At 43.8% G+C, this 16,404-nt stretch carries 16 protein-coding genes and 2 pseudogenes; 8 read left to right on the forward strand and 10 right to left on the reverse strand.

Features of this window, described 5'->3' with window-relative positions; genetic code table 11:
* Positions 1–250: 250 nt before the first annotated feature.
* Positions 251–640, forward strand: a pseudogene (locus B5G33_RS20120) (transposase); the annotation flags it as partial.
* Here B5G33_RS20120 and B5G33_RS20125 read toward each other — a convergent pair.
* The gene (locus tag B5G33_RS20125) at positions 591–1,598 is read right to left on the reverse strand and encodes an IS110 family transposase (protein WP_242974788.1); all 1,008 of its coding nucleotides are present in this window, start codon (positions 1,596–1,598) and stop codon (positions 591–593) included. The pseudogene B5G33_RS20120 and the gene B5G33_RS20125 overlap by 50 nt on opposite strands.
* Before the next feature lie 1,044 nt (positions 1,599–2,642).
* On the opposite strand from B5G33_RS20125, the gene B5G33_RS20135 reads away from it, so the two are divergent.
* Together B5G33_RS20135 and B5G33_RS20140 are read left to right on the forward strand one after the other, a co-directional pair.
* Entirely contained in the window at positions 2,643–2,885 is a 243-nt protein-coding gene (locus tag B5G33_RS20135; RefSeq protein WP_087271299.1) for a type II toxin-antitoxin system Phd/YefM family antitoxin, read from the forward strand.
* Entirely contained in the window at positions 2,882–3,259 is a 378-nt protein-coding gene (locus B5G33_RS20140) for a type II toxin-antitoxin system death-on-curing family toxin (RefSeq protein WP_087271302.1), read from the forward strand. Before B5G33_RS20135 ends, B5G33_RS20140 begins: the two co-directional genes overlap by 4 nt.
* A gap of 261 nt (positions 3,260–3,520) precedes the next feature.
* Here B5G33_RS20140 and B5G33_RS22830 read toward each other — a convergent pair.
* Together B5G33_RS22830 and B5G33_RS20145 are read right to left on the reverse strand one after the other, a co-directional pair.
* Positions 3,521–3,664, reverse strand: a pseudogene (locus tag B5G33_RS22830) (ABC transporter ATP-binding protein); the annotation flags it as partial.
* 2 nt (positions 3,665–3,666) lie between these two features.
* Positions 3,667–4,026 carry a hypothetical protein gene (locus B5G33_RS20145; protein WP_087418898.1) on the reverse strand — a complete coding sequence of 120 codons (360 nt, stop codon included), beginning with the start codon at positions 4,024–4,026 and terminating at the stop codon, positions 3,667–3,669.
* Between the two features lie 283 nt (positions 4,027–4,309).
* Between B5G33_RS20145 and B5G33_RS20150 the strand changes: the two genes are divergently transcribed.
* Positions 4,310–4,525, forward strand: coding sequence for a type II toxin-antitoxin system Phd/YefM family antitoxin (locus B5G33_RS20150; RefSeq protein WP_087271307.1), 216 nt, complete (start codon positions 4,310–4,312; stop codon positions 4,523–4,525).
* A complete protein-coding gene (locus B5G33_RS20155) occupies positions 4,522–4,956 on the forward strand; it encodes a PIN domain-containing protein (RefSeq protein WP_087418899.1) in 435 nt (144 codons plus the stop codon). The genes B5G33_RS20150 and B5G33_RS20155 overlap by 4 nt, the downstream gene beginning before the upstream one ends.
* A gap of 83 nt (positions 4,957–5,039) precedes the next feature.
* On the opposite strand, the gene B5G33_RS20160 is transcribed toward B5G33_RS20155, so the two are convergent.
* From B5G33_RS20160 to B5G33_RS22150, 5 genes are all read right to left on the reverse strand, one after another.
* Positions 5,040–6,776, reverse strand: a complete 1,737-nt coding sequence (locus B5G33_RS20160) for an ABC transporter ATP-binding protein (protein WP_087418900.1) — start codon at positions 6,774–6,776, stop codon at positions 5,040–5,042.
* A gap of 3 nt (positions 6,777–6,779) precedes the next feature.
* Positions 6,780–8,594, reverse strand: coding sequence for an ABC transporter ATP-binding protein (locus B5G33_RS20165; protein WP_087418901.1), 1,815 nt, complete (start codon positions 8,592–8,594; stop codon positions 6,780–6,782).
* Between the two features lie 128 nt (positions 8,595–8,722).
* Complete coding sequence (locus B5G33_RS20170; RefSeq protein WP_242974789.1) at positions 8,723–9,748, reverse strand: helix-turn-helix domain-containing protein; 1,026 nt, start codon at positions 9,746–9,748, stop codon at positions 8,723–8,725.
* Positions 9,721–10,338 carry a helix-turn-helix domain-containing protein gene (locus tag B5G33_RS22145; protein ID WP_242974790.1) on the reverse strand — a complete coding sequence of 206 codons (618 nt, stop codon included), beginning with the start codon at positions 10,336–10,338 and terminating at the stop codon, positions 9,721–9,723. The genes B5G33_RS20170 and B5G33_RS22145 overlap by 28 nt, the downstream gene beginning before the upstream one ends.
* A 69-nt stretch (positions 10,339–10,407) precedes the next feature.
* The gene (locus tag B5G33_RS22150; protein WP_242974791.1) at positions 10,408–10,701 is read right to left on the reverse strand and encodes a cupin domain-containing protein; all 294 of its coding nucleotides are present in this window, start codon (positions 10,699–10,701) and stop codon (positions 10,408–10,410) included.
* A 181-nt stretch (positions 10,702–10,882) separates the two neighbouring features.
* Here B5G33_RS22150 and B5G33_RS20180 point away from each other — a divergent pair, with 181 nt between their 5' ends.
* On the forward strand, positions 10,883–12,094 hold the full coding sequence (locus B5G33_RS20180) for an iron-containing alcohol dehydrogenase (RefSeq protein WP_087418904.1): 1,212 nt from the start codon (positions 10,883–10,885) through the stop codon (positions 12,092–12,094).
* Positions 12,091–13,470 carry an aldehyde dehydrogenase gene (locus B5G33_RS20185; RefSeq protein WP_087418902.1) on the forward strand — a complete coding sequence of 460 codons (1,380 nt, stop codon included), beginning with the start codon at positions 12,091–12,093 and terminating at the stop codon, positions 13,468–13,470. The genes B5G33_RS20180 and B5G33_RS20185 overlap by 4 nt, the downstream gene beginning before the upstream one ends.
* Before the next feature lie 99 nt (positions 13,471–13,569).
* Here B5G33_RS20185 and B5G33_RS20190 read toward each other — a convergent pair whose 3' ends face one another.
* Both B5G33_RS20190 and B5G33_RS20195 read right to left on the reverse strand, forming a co-directional pair.
* Entirely contained in the window at positions 13,570–14,418 is an 849-nt protein-coding gene (locus B5G33_RS20190; protein ID WP_087271330.1) for a NifB/NifX family molybdenum-iron cluster-binding protein, read from the reverse strand.
* Positions 14,419–14,563: 145 nt separating this feature from the next.
* A complete protein-coding gene (locus tag B5G33_RS20195) occupies positions 14,564–14,992 on the reverse strand; it encodes a DUF1810 domain-containing protein (RefSeq protein ID WP_087271333.1) in 429 nt (142 codons plus the stop codon).
* 166 nt (positions 14,993–15,158) lie between these two features.
* Between B5G33_RS20195 and B5G33_RS20200 the strand changes: the two genes are divergently transcribed.
* Positions 15,159–16,301, forward strand: a complete 1,143-nt coding sequence (locus B5G33_RS20200) for an AI-2E family transporter (protein WP_087271336.1) — start codon at positions 15,159–15,161, stop codon at positions 16,299–16,301.
* Positions 16,302–16,404 lie beyond the last annotated feature (103 nt).

The raw sequence follows: 16,404 nt of genomic DNA on the forward strand, positions 1-16,404 counted from the left end.
TTTCTTCCCATTTCAACCTCACTGCGAAAAAGTTTTTTTGTCATATTTCTATTTTCGCAGTGAATCCATGTGTTTTCAATAGGTTTTAGTGCGAATTATTTTTACCTGTCAGAACTGTTCAAAAAAGAATACAAGCTTCCTCTATTTCCTACGGTACATACCTGTTACACGAAGTGTAACAGGTATGTACCGTAGTGTCAATCATTTCGTAGCTTTCATTACCTCTTCGTTTCGTAGCTTTCATTACCTCTTCCCAAGCGATGGACACCTTGCTTCATGGGCTGGATTATGTCCAGGTAACAACGAGAGTGCCAAAAAGCGAAAATCCGGAAAGACCCGAAAAGGAAACGCTTTACTGCAGGAAACGCTTGTCGTAAGTGCACACAGTGCGGTGAAGAACAAGAAATCATACTTCTATGCACAGTTCATGCGAATCAGCACACATCGTGGAAAAAAGCGGGCCTATGTTGCTGTAGCTCATTCTATGCTAATAGCCATTTATCATATCCTCAAAGATGGAGTACCCTTCAAGGATCTGGGAGCCGATTATTATAATCAGTTCAACAAAGAACGCAAGATCCATGCATATCTTAAAAAGTTAAAAGCACTTGGCTGGGAAGCTCCTGTTGTTGCCACATAAGATTTCCAGTTAAGTTTAAAAAGATACGAAGGACAGAAATAATGGCCTGTGCGCTGGTGTTTCCAATGCCGGGAATATCCTGTATCGCTTTTGCAGCTCGTTTTTCCTCCGGTTTCATGAAGTTATCAATATCATCATCAAGCTCTTTGATGATGGCATTGAGTTCATCAAGGTGCTTGAGAAGAAGACGTAGCATTTTACGCTGGACGTCGGACATAATCCCGTTCAGGTCATCAATGATCTGTTCCTTTGATGCTTTCAGGTTGTGTGCTATAACTTTCTTTTCATAGAGAATGTCGTATTCAGCAGAGTCTATCTGCTTCCCCGAAAGGATGTACTCCAGGATATTTCTGGCGCTCTTACCGTTGATATCTGTAATAGTACCGGATATCTTAATGTTGGCCCCTTCCAGCATCTTTTGGAGCCTGTTCAGCTCACGGTTGCGTTCTCCGACAAGACTCTTGCGGTAACGAACGAGTTCCCGCAGTTCCCGCTGGTCTTTGTCCGGAATATAACTTGCCTGGAGCAGACCATGCATAAGGAGATCAGCAATCCATTCCGCATCTTTTACATCTGTCTTCCGTCCCGGTACTGCTTTCATATGGCGGGCATTTACCACAATCGCATTCAAGTCAGAAGATTCGAGGATGTTGTATAAGGGTTTCCAATAGGAAGCTGTGCTCTCCATGGCAACCATTTCACAGCCGCCATCCTTAAGCCAGTCAGCCATTTCCAGAAGTTCTCTGGTTGTTGCACCAAACTCACGAATCTCCTGCCGGTTGCCTTTTTTGAAACAGGCGACGATGAGTTTTTTGTGTACATCAATACCACAACATTTGTCGTAAACTTTTTCCATAATGACACCTCCATGGATAGAATTTACGGCATGGCTTCCTGTCTTTTGATATTTTACTGTACGTCCTTCTGCTGCAATGCGGCTGGACAGATGGTGGTACATGAGGAAGCCTAAATTCAGTTTTATAGGCGGGTTACAGGCCCAGATAAAAATCGAACTTCGCCGTTATATTTAGTATACACCTGAAACCATGGCAAGTAAGCAAGCGAAAAACTGGGATTGATCACACATGATGAAGCTGAAAAGCCTAATATACGAGAGAAAGTAAGCTCTCTATGGGAAGAAGTATTTAGAGACACGGAGAGATATAGGACTGTTTTTCAGTTGTATAACATGTGTGTCCGGTGCAACCGTAATAAACTGCCTGTCTTCCAACTTTGCATCTGTATATTGGATCATCACATATAGCCAATAATTCAAAATCTTAGTACCAGATAAATATGGGAATCCCTTTTTGTTTTTTATAATATACTCTTTGATCTTTTTTACGGAATTATCATTATCCCAAAACAGCTTTCTGATGTCACCCTGAAATTTATCCATGAATGTGTTACACAACCGTCCCCTTATCTCTATATGTTTATTAGGTTGAAGCGCTACCTTAACAGTTTAGTGCGCAGCTCCTCTTGTTTCATTTATACAACATATTCTGGTGAAAATATATCTCGGGTTTCAGCGTCAAGATATGCCACTTTTGCCGCTTCTCACAGCTTATACGAATTTCTTTGGTAATTTAATGCCATTGGTAAAGTAAAATATAGATAGTTTTCCTTCGTACCTTTCCCTAACCCTGGGTTTGCATCCTCTGGCATAATTTCTCCGCCAAGGCTCCCGTCATGATAAAGTTGCAAGAGATCTTCTACGTTTTTCAGAATGTTTTTTTCTTTTCGAGACTCAGTGTTATTTCTTCCATTTTTTAGTATTCCTTTTTTAATATCGCAGTTATAATACTCAAGTCATCAATCGACTTATTAGCTTTTATCTCACGCCATCATTTATCTGGAAGATTGCCCCCATGTCCGTTTCCCTGCTGCTTCACTGTAGAGATTTTGACCGTCCTGCCTGTAAACTTCTTATAATAATAGGTTGAATTTCTCCTATTCTTGGATATAATAAAAGTAAAGACAGCAAAAAGGAGGTTCCGTTATGAATATCAACACTAAAAACCTGGTTTCTATCACCGAGGCCAATCAAAACTTCTCTAAGGTAGCACGCCTCGTAGATGAGAACGGTTCTGTCATCATATTGAAGAACAATGTTCCCCGATATCTGGTCATGGAATTCAGCGCTGCTGAACAAGAAGAATTTGCTGATGATGAAGATATCATGGCTATTTCCAAACGTCTCATCGAAAAGAACCGACAGGCTTACGAGGTACTTGCCAAATGATCCGATTATCCAAGCCGCAGATACTTCTGCTGCACGAACAACTCATTGCAGAGACCGGAGGTTCATCCGGCCTGCGTGATGAAGGGATGCTGGACTCTGCGCTGAATGCTCCTTTCCAGACCTTTGGCGGGGAAGATGTCTATCCATCTCTCCTGCAGAAGACAGCCCATCTTTGCTTTGGTCTGGTCAAAAACCACCCTTTTGTAGATGGGAACAAACGTACCGGCGCACACGTCATGCTGGTGTTTCTTGCTTTAAATGGGATTGAATTGCAGCATACACAAACAGAATTGTCCGATGTTATCCTGCAATTAGCGGCAGGCACCATTCAGTCTTCTGATTTACTGAGCTGGATACTCGCACATCAGATATAAAAAGCCCTTCTCCTGGGGATGGCTTTTTCCATGCCACCAGCCACCACGTTTTGCATGAATTCTGACATGACATTCTCTGCACAGAGAAATCAGAAAAGGCATATGAAAAAGAGCTCTCGCAGGATTACTCCCACAAAGGCTGCATATTCTTTATTACAGCAGACCAGTTCCCATTTGCCAATGAAACTAAAAAATCCGGGAACCTGTTTTCTTAATCGCTTACCAAATCCCGTACAAAGATACATAAGCATTTCACCTCGCCACTACTAAAATCTGATCCGCATGTTCAATCGTTGCCAGACGATGAGCGATGACGATCACTGTTTTCCCGATAGGCAGCTCACTGATAGCTTACTGTATCAGATACTCATTTTCAGGGGCAATTCTTTCTGCTGCCTCGTCGAGACTCAAAGCATTGCTGTAACGATCCCCACTGCAAGGCAGGCAGGTATTCCCAATAACATGCCAATGATCAGCCATATCAGATAGGAATCTCTAAACCCTCTCTGAAATGTATGATCACCATTAAAAAATTTCAGAACAAAAGCAAATATGAACACAAAAATGATCATAGCTGCCGCTTTCCGTATAATATCCCCTCTGGTAAACCGCTGTTTTCTTTTTTCAATCAAACCTAATTCCATACACCTGTCCCGGATAGCAGGGGGATAATCTCCCACCGAGGTCAGTGGATCTTTCAGCGTAAGGGCCACTATTATAATAGTAAACAGGATTATCCCTATCAGGCTTTCAATGAAAATGACCATCTTTTTTCTCCCCAATATCTTTTATATTGCTTCTCCCATCGAATATAGCAAAATATAAATGGATATTTCTATAATTTCATTATAGTTAGTTTTAACTAACATATCAATAAATCCCTTTTACTTAATCTCTTTTAAAGTGCACTGTTACACAAGATTATCTTCCCTGATTTTTCACTTTCTCCAAAATGTCACCAAAAATCGAACAACTTTATTGATAAATTCGTTCAATTTAAGTATAATAATATTGAAACTATACATCTTACAAACATAGGAGGTGCGATCCATGTCAATTACTGCAACAGAATTAAAGTTAAATCTCGGCAAGTATTTAAAACTGGCAGAACATGAAGATATTTTCATTACACGAAACGGTAAGGTTGTGGCAAAACTTTCTAACCCCAATGCTGACCGCACGGAAATGGCAAAATCACTCCTTGGTGTCATTCCTTCCGATATTACTGTAGAAGAAGCACGGAAAGAAAGGATCTCCAATATATGAAAGTCTTAATCGATACCTGTGTCATAGTAGATGTCCTCCAAAAACGAGACCCTTTCTATCAGGCAGCCATGGAAATCCTGCTTGCTATATCCAATCGGAAATGCACTGGTGTTCTGACGGCAAAATCCATCACCGACATTTATTACATCCTGCGGCGAGGTATCCATAATGAGGGAGAGGTACGTAGACTGGTCCGTATTCTCTTTACACTTTTTGAAGTAGAAGATACCTTTTCTACGGATTGTGAAGTTGCTTTGGACTCTCTCATAAAGGATTACAAAGACGCTATCATGGTACAGACTGCTTCCCGTATCGGTGCAGACTGCATTGTGACCAGAAATTTAAAGGGTTACAAGTTGTCATCCCTTCCAGTCTTTTCCCCGGAGCAGTTTCTCACAAAACTTGCAGAAGAGGAAAATATAGAAGAATAGAAATATTTAAGAAGCCCAGGCTCAAAAAAATGCGGAACCTGGGCTTAAAATTTATCAAAATCCTTCTACGCCTCTGCCTCCGTCTAAACACCCCACCTCAGACTTTCCTGCTGGATATGATACAATCTCTGGTACAGGCCCTTCTTTTTCATCAGCTCCTTATGGGTTCCTCTTTCCACCAATTTTCCCTCCTCCAATACAAGAATCTGATCAGCGTCCGCCACTGTGCGCAGCCGGTGTGCGATCATAATCACCGTTTTCCCTTCAACCAGCTTTGCAATCGCTTTCTGAACGAGAACTTCATTTTCCGGATCCAGGGAGGCTGTGGCCTCATCAAGGAGAATGACCGATGCGTTCTTTAGTAGTGCCCTTGCAATGGAAATGCGCTGGCGCTCTCCCCCGGATAAGGTACTTCCGTTCTCTCCGAGAAGAGTCTGATAGCCATCGGGCATTTCACGGATAAATTCATCACAATAAGCAGCCTTTGCCGCAGCGATCACCTGTTCGTCTGAAGCATTTGGATTTCCAATCCGGATATTGTTTATAACTGTATCGTTAAACAGCGAAACATCCTGGAAAACGAAAGACATATAAGACATTAAGCTTTCCGGCTCTATTGTTTTGATATCTTTCCCTCCTACTGTAATCTTTCCTTTTTGGACATCCCAAAAATGGGCGATCAGCTTTATTACAGTACTTTTTCCGCTGCCGGAAGGACCAACGAATGCGATAATGCTGCCCTGGGGTATTTTGCAGGAGATATCTTTGATCACATCCTCCTGATTGTAGGCAAAGGTAACATGGGAGAGTTCAATATCACAATTATCTACAATCTTTTCCTCTCCTGCCATAGCCGGAGTTGTCAGAAGGGTACGCATACGGTTTGTAACAACATTCAGATTCAGCAAAGAAGACAGATTTGCAAGGATAGAAAGAATGGGACCGTAAATACGGGTTACCATCAACAAAAACATCAGCAATGGAATCAATTCAATCTGACCTCTTGTAAGTAAAATTGCGCCCACGAAAATTGTAATTCCAATGCCTGCCTGCAATACCATGCTTGCACCGGACATAAAGACACCAACAGCCATTTCCACTTTTACCGCTATTTTTTTCATAGCAAGAAGTGCATGATCCAAGGTCTTGAAGCGAGAGCCCCTTAAGCCACAGGATTTGATGATTTTCATACCTTCCAGATATTCCTGGACCTGATCAGAAGCCTTTAACTTTGCATCAACTTGTTTTTCAAATAACCGTATCTGGCGTTTACGGCTTAACCAGATGATCAAAAATGCAATGGGTACAGTACAGAATACACACAGAGCTAATCTCCAGTCAAAGAAAGCAAGAAGAATACAGGTAATCGTCACTGTAATCCCATTTGCAATCAATGGGGGAATCGTACTGCTGAGCAAGGATTCCATACTGCTGCAGTCGGCCATCATGCTTGTGGTAAGTTCCGATAAATCCTTTGTGTTGAAAAAACTCATAGGGAGCTTTCGCAAATGATCAGCGATACGAAGCCTTGTGGCGTTGGACTCCTGATAAGAAGCGATATAGGTCTTCCGGTAATCATTTTTGGCCGCCAGAAATACCAGTATTGCAGAAAGGATCCCTGCTCCCCATAACAGCCAGATATGATTCCACTGTACAGACCCTCCATTTGCTACAGGAGTTAATATTTCGCTAAAAATCATTACAGTAACACAAAAAGGAAGAAGCATAGCCAGATTCGTCAAAGTGCAGGCGAAAACGGCCTTTTTTAAATCCTTATATCCTTTCTCTGATAAAAAGAGGACCTTCTGTAATTTTCTCATTTATCACACCGCCTTTCCGCTGATCTTCCAATTGAAGGCTTCTGTATAATGCTTCCACATCCGGGCATAACAGCCGCCTGCTGCAACCAGCTCCTCATGTTTTCCCGTCTCTGCCAAACGCCCCTTTTCCATAACAAGGATCTTATCTGCATTGCGGATTGTAGAAAGTCTGTGTGCAATGATAATGACCGTCTTTCTCTCCATGAGTTTTTCAAAAGCCTTCTGTATCAGATACTCATTTTCCGGGTCGCTGAATGCAGTTGCCTCGTCCAGGATAATAATGGGAGAATCTTTGATAATGGCCCTGGCAATAGCAATCCTCTGGCGCTCGCCGCCAGACAGATGTACGCCTTTCGTTCCCACAACTGTATGATAGCCCTCTGGCATTTTTGAGATAAAATCATGGCACTGGGCTGCCTTAGCCGCTGCGATCACCTGCTCTTTTGTAGCATTTTCATTTCCCATGCGGATATTGTCCAAAATACTCTGCTTAAACAGAAAGACATCCTGAAACACAAAGCTGACCTGATGCATAAGTTCCTCCTGGGCCATATTTCGTATATCCACACCTCCAATGGTAATCTTCCCCTCCGATACATCCCAGAACCGGGAGATCAGATTGGCGATGGTGCTTTTTCCCCCTCCGGAGGGCCCCACGATCCCGGTAATCTGCCCTTGCTTTGCGGTAAAAGTTACATCTTCCAGGGCTTTTTCTTCGCTGTTCCCTGTATAAGTAAAACTTACATGATTAAAAGCCACATCCTCTCCCTTTGGTTTTTGTGGATGTGAAGTTTCCGGCATTTCCGGAATATTCAGGATTTCATCCATGCGGGCCACATTCCCATCAATCTGCATAAAGGACTCTGAGATATACATGATTTTATTCAGGACCCCGGCAATGGCCGGAACAAACAGCAGGTAGAAAATAAATTTCATGGCAAATTCTGTGAAATCGGAAGTATTGGAGCCCATGAGAATACCTACAGGCACAAGGAGCAAATAGATATTGTTGATAATAGTTGTGAATGCAGGCATACAATTCTGCCATCCAAGAGAAAATTTTAATACCCATTCTGTATAGCCGCTGATGGCCTCCTGCAGCTTTTTAAAGGAGGAAGCCGTCTGATTAAACACCTTTACAACAGACATTCCTCTCACATATTCAACCGAAGCATTATTCATTTCCTCAGAAGCCTTTTGATATTTGGCCATATTCTCTTTCATAGCTCCGCTGCCAAACCCTATAAATTCAACAGCAAAGGCCAGAAGGATTCCCACAAGTGAAGCCAAACCAAAACGCCAGTCTACGGCCAAAAGCAGGATCACCATAACAATCGGGGCAGTTACAGAGGCAACAAAATCAGGAAACTGGTGGGCGATAAATCCTTCCACGCTTTCTATGTTTTCATCCATGATCTTACGCAGACGCCCGCTGCCGATGGTGAGATGATAACCTAAAGGAATTTTTGTGATATGATTGGCAAATAAGACTTTCAGATCATAAAGAGTGCCAAAGGCTGCCATATGGGAGCTGAAAATAGCCAGAAAATAAAGCAGGATATTTGCAAGAATTCCAGCAAGGGCCATCCACCCATAGCTCATAACCCTTCCCATATCCAGTCGTCCTAAATCCGGGAATACCCCGATAATGGAACGGATCATAAAATAAACCCCAATGTACGGGATAAATGAAGCTATGGCTGCAAGAGAAGAAAGTACAGCCGCCAGGATGATCACTCCTTTCCGGTCCGAAGCCAGCTCCATGCAGCGGTCCAGACCCGTCTTGGGCTTTGCCCCTTTTGAATTTTTCTTTGACATAGCACGAAACCTCCTAACTAAAATAATGGTGCAGTTAGTATTTTCTAACCACACCATTATTTTACTGTTTCCAGTCAGTTTCTTCTACTCTGTTCCTTTATTTACAGGCTAAAAATAGCCCATTTCTTCTATTTTTTCTTCCGATAATCCTTTGGGAGAACCCCATAGACCGATTGAAACGCTTTTGCAAATTTGCTGGCGTTACTGTATCCCAATTCCAGAGCAATATCTCCGATCTTTTTATTTTCATTCAAAAGGATATCCGCCGCAAGGTTCATTTTATATTTTTTCAGATAAGCATAAGGCGTATCACCATAAATATGAGAAAAAACCTTATGAAATACTGTAAGGCTCAGATGTGCTTCTTTCGCCAGATGTTCCAATGAATTTTTCTCATCCAAATGCTGTACCAGGTAATCCCGGATTGCTTTTGCAGCCTGTATCTGCCCCTTATCAAAATATTGGAAATCACAGCCATTCACCTGGGTGAGCTGATCCATATGATAAAGGAGCTCAATAGCTTTGATCCTGAAATATCCCACATGCTCACGGCCCTTCGCCTCATATATTTCAGAAAACAGATGTTGAAGTTTCTTCGGGGTTTGTCCGGTATACCACTTTTTTTCAATCCCCAGTGTTTCTTCGATCTTATCAAGATCAATAGGAATTTCCCCCATCATTTTCCTGGTAGACATAGACAGGGTCTGCTTATCGATCACCAGGCTTACGGCAAAACACTTTTTTAACGGAAAGGAAAAAGACACCGGCAGGTATTGTGTGCCTGCAACGCCAAAATATCCCTCTGGTAAATAGGAGACTGTATGATTGGCAAACTCACATTCATATCGTCCTTTCTGGCAATGGGTGATCTGGATAATATCCGGATTGAATTTCTGTGAGGGCATAGTCTCGGCTGTATCGAAATCTAAAAAACAAAGTTGTATTCCGTCAAAGAGAAAATAATTTGTAATGATCCCACGGCCCTGACAGCCGTAGTCCACCACAATGTAATCTTCCCTTTGTTCCATGATCTTTGCTTGTGTGCCATACCATTCCTGTTTGAAATGAGGACTCATCGTACGCTGGTACTGATCTAAATCAGCATAAGCTACTTTTGCTTTTTCACTCATTTCTCTTTCACCGAATCTATCCATTTTTCAATTGCTTCCGCCAAAACAAACTGCTGCTTCAAAACAGCTATGCCGGTTGCCGGAATTTCCGGTAGATTTTCCTTTTCTCGTATATTCTGTTCCAGATAACTTTTCAGCTCTTTTACATTCTCTTCTATACTATCTATACACTGCTTTCGCTTTTCTGATGAAAGACTGTCCAGATTGACAATGACTGCATTAAAGTCCAGGAAAATTTTTATATACTCAACAGGGGTCATATGCAGATGATTCCGGAAAGCCCTGTAGCACTCTCTTTCACTTAAAAAAGCAACTTCTGCAAGCTCCGGAATAGAGATCTTTTCAGAATAATGTTCATGGATATGTACCATCATTCTCTTGATCTTATCGTCTGTTCCATTGGCAGATCCTGTTTTATCCTGAAGTATGGGAGCGCATAACTGGAACAGGCGCAGCCATATCTGGGACAGTGCCTCTCTTATCTTTATTTCATAGCCAAACTCCTCTTCTGACAGGAAAAAGGCTTTGCGGATCAGATCGATAACCCCGGCCTGTTCTGGCACCTTGGGATTTAACGGGAGAATCTCAATCTGGGAAGAAGTAGTAATGGGCATAATATATTTCTGTTCAATCCTGCTTCCATGATCGCCCGCAAGTAATTTCGGTTCAAAAATATGGAGAAATTATATATTTTTCTCCATATGAGTCTGGATTTCCGTCATATGCAGTACATTTGAATTCACCATACCGGCCCAGCCGGCGGAAAAAACCATGGTTTCATTGGGCGTATGGTATTTTAACTGGCCGCTTTCCATGTAGAACAGCTCTATGGCGTTATGCCAGTGCCAGGGTACAAAAGGCTCCCGGTAATCATCCAGTTCTGCCTGTGAAGCCACATATGGAAAATCTGTAGTCTCATATGGCAGTTTTTCTTCCTTACTGCCTGTCTGAAATTCTAAATTGCGGGTAATTCTCATTTAGATACCTCCATGGGCTAATTGTAACATATCTGCGCCTGGAAGGTGAATGATAAGGCATTTTTTTCTCTCACTATCCGGAAGGGGTTTCCAATTGACAAACCTCACCCCAACTGCTAATATTTTTCTGATAAAATAATAAAGAAGCGCAATGCTTCCGCGCCAGAAAGGATCTGTTCCCATGAATCATCTTAAAAAAATATACTGCAGGACCTTTCAGACAGGACTGAAAATAGCACTGCCGTTCCTGCCCTATCGAAAGCCTAAAATCGTCAACAGTGTGAAAGCCCTGCCGGAAGTCATTCAAAAGAAAAAATGCAGCAAAGTTCTGATCATCACCGATGCAGGTATAAGAAAGCTGGGGCTGACCGCTCGTCTTGAAAAAGCCCTTGATAACGCTGGTATTCCCTACTGCATCTATGGCAAAACTGTAGCCAATCCCACCACCGACAATGTAGCTGAGGCCGTGGCCCTTTATCAGGATGAAGGCTGCGACTGCATCATCGGCTTCGGCGGCGGCTCCAGTATGGACTGTGCCAAAGCAACAGGAGCCCGTATTGCTAAGCCAAAACAGTCTCTGGCAAAAATGAAGGGAATATTAAAAGTACATAAAAAACTGCCCCTTTTAATGGCGGTTCCCACTACTGCAGGTACGGGAAGCGAAACAACGCTGGCTGCGGTCATCACCGATGCCCAGACCCGGCATAAATATCCCATTAATGATTTTTCTCTGATTCCCAGGTATGCGGTCCTGGATCCCAAGGTTACCTTAAGCCTTCCGCCTTTTATCACTGCCACCACAGGCATGGACGCGCTGACCCATGCAGTAGAGGCTTACATCGGAAATTCCACTACCTATGGAACCCGCAAAGACGCCCTTCTGGCAGTACAGCTGATTTTTGAAAATATCTATACTGCTTATGAAGACGGAAACAACGTGGAAGCCCGCCGCAATATGCTCCACGCCTCCTTTTACGCTGGCTGTGCATTTACTAAGTCCTATATAGGATATGTCCATGCCATCGCCCACTCTCTTGGCGGAGAATATAACGTTCCTCATGGCCTTGCCAATGCCGTGATCCTGCCTATGATCCTGGAAGCCTACGGAGAGAAGGTTCACAAAAAACTGGCCCGCCTGGCTGTGGCTGCCGGCGTTGCTGATAAAGACACCCCTTGTGAGGAGGCGGCCCTGCAGTTTATCCAGGCCATTAAAGACATGAAAAAGCACTTTGGCATAGGCGACTATATTCCGGAAATCCAGGAAACCGATATTCCCAAGCTGGCCCACTATGCGGACAAAGAAGCGAATCCTCTCTATCCTGTTCCCGTACTGATGAACGGGGCAGAGCTGGAGCCCTTTTACTATATGCTGATGGAGGAGAAAACATCATGACTGAAAAGGAAATTAATGATATCGTTGTCAAACAGAGAAAATATTTTCAGACTGGAGCTACCCTTTCTGTCAATACACGGATTTCTGGTCTGCGCCGGCTCTACACAGCTATTTCTCAAAATGAAGAAAGAATTCACGATGCACTGCGAAAAGATCTTGGAAAGAGCGGATTCGAGAGCTATATGTGTGAGACCGGTCTGGTCTTAGAAGAGATCAGCTATATGCTGAAACATATCCGCAGGTTTTCCAGAGAAAAAAGAGTTCATACACCCCTCTCCCAGTTTCACTCCCGCAGTTATAAGAAGCCCTCACCTTACGGCGTAACGCTGATCATGAGCCCATGGAATTATCCTTTTATGCTGACCCTTTCCCCTTTGGTGGACGCACTGGCGGCAGGAAATACTGCAGTGGTAAAACCCAGCGCCTATTCTCCTCACACCAGCAATGTGATCCAGCATATCCTGTCCAAATGCTTCGATCCTCAGTATGTAGCTGTGGTAACCGGCGGACGGGCAGAAAATACCTTCCTTCTCCGGGAACATTTTGACTATATCTTCTTCACCGGCAGTCAGTCTGTGGGAAAAGAGGTCATGCGAAACGCTGCGGAGCACCTGACTCCCGTTACTCTGGAGCTGGGAGGTAAAAGTCCCTGTATCGTCGATCAGACTGCTGACATCAAACTTGCAGCAAGGCGCATTGTTTTTGGAAAATATCTGAACTGCGGACAGACCTGCGTGGCACCTGATTATGTGTACTGTCACCGTTCTGTAAAAGACAGGCTGATAAAAGAAGTACAAACCCAGATCCAGAAGCAGTATGGAAAAGAGCCCCTTCAGAATCCCGATTATGGAAAGATCATCAACGAAAAACATTTTGACCGTATTCTCGGACTGATCGATGAAAAGAAAATTGTACAGGGCGGAAAGGCTGACCGGAAAACACTCCAGATTGAACCTACGGTCCTTGACAATGTATCCTTTTCTGATGGGGTCATGCAGGAGGAAATCTTCGGGCCTCTCATGCCTGTCCTGACCTACGACAGCCTGGAGGAGGTTATCCGCACTATTAATTCCATGCCCCATCCCCTGGCCCTTTACTTCTTTACCTCTGATAAATCAGCGGCGAAAGAAGTTACTTCCCGCTGCGGCTTCGGCGGAGGATGTATTAATGATACTATCATTCACCTGGCTACTACAGAAATGGGATTCGGCGGATTTGGCGAAAGCGGTATGGGCGCTTACCATGGAAAGACTGGTTTTGACACCTTCACCCATTATAAAAGTATTGTAGATAAAAAGACCTGGCTGGACCTGCCTATGCGTTACCAGCCTTACCAGAAACTCCATGAAAAAATGGTGCGTTTTTTCCTTAAATAACAGAATATCCCCTGTGGAAACAGTGTTTTCAAAGTGATGTGCCTGTTTCCCCAGGGGATATTTTTCTTCGCCTTTTCGTAAATTTCAAAGGCTGTTTCCTTATTTTACCTCCACCAGTTCAATGCGGAAGTTCAATTCTTTTCCTGCCATTTCATGATTAGCATCGAAAGTGATGGTTGTTTCATCCTTTTCCGTTACTGTAACAGGGAAAGGCTGTCCATACTGATTCGACAGGTATACCCTCTGTCCTGCCTGAAGGTCTTCAGAACCTGGAAGCTGTGCGATCTCAAGAGTAAAGACAGCATTGGGGTCCGGCATACCATAAGCTTCTTCGGGCATCAGATGAACATCTACTACCTGTCCTACTTCCATATCTGCAACAGCTGCATCAAATCCCCGGATCATCTGGCCTGCACCACAGATGAATTCCAGAGGTTCTCCCCTGTCATAAGAAGAATCAAACTGGGTTCCATCGTTGAAGGTTCCTCTGTAATGTGTACGGCAGGTTTTGCCTACATTGCGTCCGGTCAGTGCGGGACCGCTTCCGCAGGAACCGCCGCAGTTTCCTCCGCAGGAATGTCCCTCTTCATGGTGGCCGCAGCTGTGGCCTTCCTCATGATGGTGGTCACAGTTTGCTCCGGTAGATACCAGTTCTCCTTTCAGATAAGCCTCTACTGCCTGATCTACATCGCCCTGAGCTCCTGCACACAGTTCTACTCCGGCCTCTTCAAGAGCTGCCTGAGCACCTCCGCCGATGCCTCCGCAGATCAGTACATCTACATCCTGCTCAGCTAAAAGCCCTGCAAGGGCTCCATGTCCTGTGCCGTTGGAACCGATCACTTCGCTGGAGATTACCTTGTTATCCTCAACCTCATACACTTTAAAAAACTCAGTTTTTCCAAAATGCTGAAATATGTTTCCATTGTCATAGGTTACTGCTATCTTCATGTTTCGTCCTCATCTTTCCTCTTTATTCCAATATACAGCCGGGTGTTTTCGACTGTCTTTTTGCAGGCTTTCAGCCTCTTCTAACATTATCTCCATTCATGGATTAATGTCAATACTCTATGAAAAATTCATCCGAATCTTCTGCTCAAAATACCGGGGTGATGCCTAATAATTCCAAAGTCCTCTGGTCTCTTCTCCCGCCGTAGTATTTCTCGATCACCTTGGTAAATACCCCGCCTTTTCCTTCCGCCTCTTCGAATAATGTCATAGAAGAAAGCAGCTTTAGATCGTCCGGACTTCCAAACACCTTGTGCGGGTCGTCTGTATCCAGTTCCAGCAAAGCCTGGCAGATACTTTTTATATTTCCTCCCAGATAAGGATCTTTCAGAAAATCTTTTGCTTCTTCCAGGCTCTGTATGCCATAATAGGCTGACATACTGCTGAAACCCAGACCCCGGATCTGGGGAAAGATATACCACATCCAGTGGCTTCTTTTACGTCCGCTGCGGATTTCTTCCAGGGCCAGATTAAAATCCTCTTTCTGTGCTTTTGTAAAGCGCTGTAAATCACTCATTTTCCTGTTCTCCTTTTCCAATACAACAGTCCTGCTCTAATTTTATCTTACTGTCTCAAATTTGTCATTATTTTTCCATTTACTGCCTTGCTATTTTCTCCGGTTCCCCCTAGAATGTAAGTAGCCTGAATTTTTATAAGATTACGGCACCCACAAGGAGGTACTCATGAAAAATAAGAAGTTTATATGGTTTACTGTTGGGCTTATCCTATTGATCCTCTGTGTAAAATACAGCGATGGGATACTGGAATTTATAGGACTTTTATCCAGTCTGATCACTCCCCTTCTGCTGGGCTGTGTGATCGCTTATATCCTGAACATTCTGGTCACCCAGATAGAAAGGATTCCCTGTTTTCGCAAAGAGGGCACCATATTCTATAAAATACGCCGTCCTGTCAGCATTCTGGGCTCTTTGACAATTGTCCTTGCCATTGCAGTCCTCGTTATCCTTATCGTTATCCCTCAGCTTGTACAGGCTATAGGGGTCATTGTCCAGGAAATCCCGGCTGTTGTTTCTGAAATCACAGCCTGGCTGTCTTCTTCTGACAGAGACTGGCCTCAGCTCCAGAAATTTCTGGAATCTCTGAATGTAAACTGGCCTCAGATTTTACAGAAAGCCGCCTCATACCTGACAAATGGACTGAGCAGTGTTTTTTCCTCTACGGTGTATATACTGGGCACCATTAGTTCCATGGTAGTTACCGCAGTGGTAGCCCTGATCTTTTCCATTTACATACTTTCCGGAAAAGAAAAACTTTTTCACCAGTTTCAGACTCTTGCCAGAACTTATCTGAAAGAAAAGATTTACACAAAAGTAGGCCTTGTACTGGAAACAGCCCATGCAACCTTTACAAAATTTATTGTAGGCCAGTGTACGGAAGCTGTCATTCTGGGTTCTCTGTGTACCATTGGAATGCTGCTCTTCCGTTTTCCTTACGCCACCATGGTAGGAACTCTCATAGGGGCAACTGCCCTGCTGCCTGTAGTAGGGGCTTATCTGGGAGCCGCCGTAGGCGCATTTATGATCTTTACCGTGAACCCGCTGCAGGCCATAGGCTTTCTGATCTTCATCGCCATTCTCCAGCAGCTTGAGGGTAATCTCATCTACCCCAGAGTGGTGGGCTCTTCTGTGGGGCTTCCCGGCATCTGGGTCCTGGCCGCTGTTACCGTAGGCGGAGGCCTGGGAGGCATCATAGGGATGCTCCTTGCTGTGCCTGTCACAGCCACTCTTTATAAACTTCTGCAAAAAGATGTGCAAAAAAGAAAGGCTGCTCTGCAGCCTGAGACGGGAGCGGGGCTGTCGCATTAGTCATATGTCAGGAATATTTATACATTTTATGCGAATTTGTCGAGCATAGCTTTGAGACCATAGGCTCAAAGCGGCACAGACTGAGCAATAAAATGTATAAATA

Origin of the sequence: Blautia sp. An81 (assembly GCF_002161285.1) — a bacterium.
GTDB classification, from domain to species: Bacteria; Bacillota; Clostridia; order Lachnospirales; family Lachnospiraceae; genus Blautia; species Blautia ornithocaccae.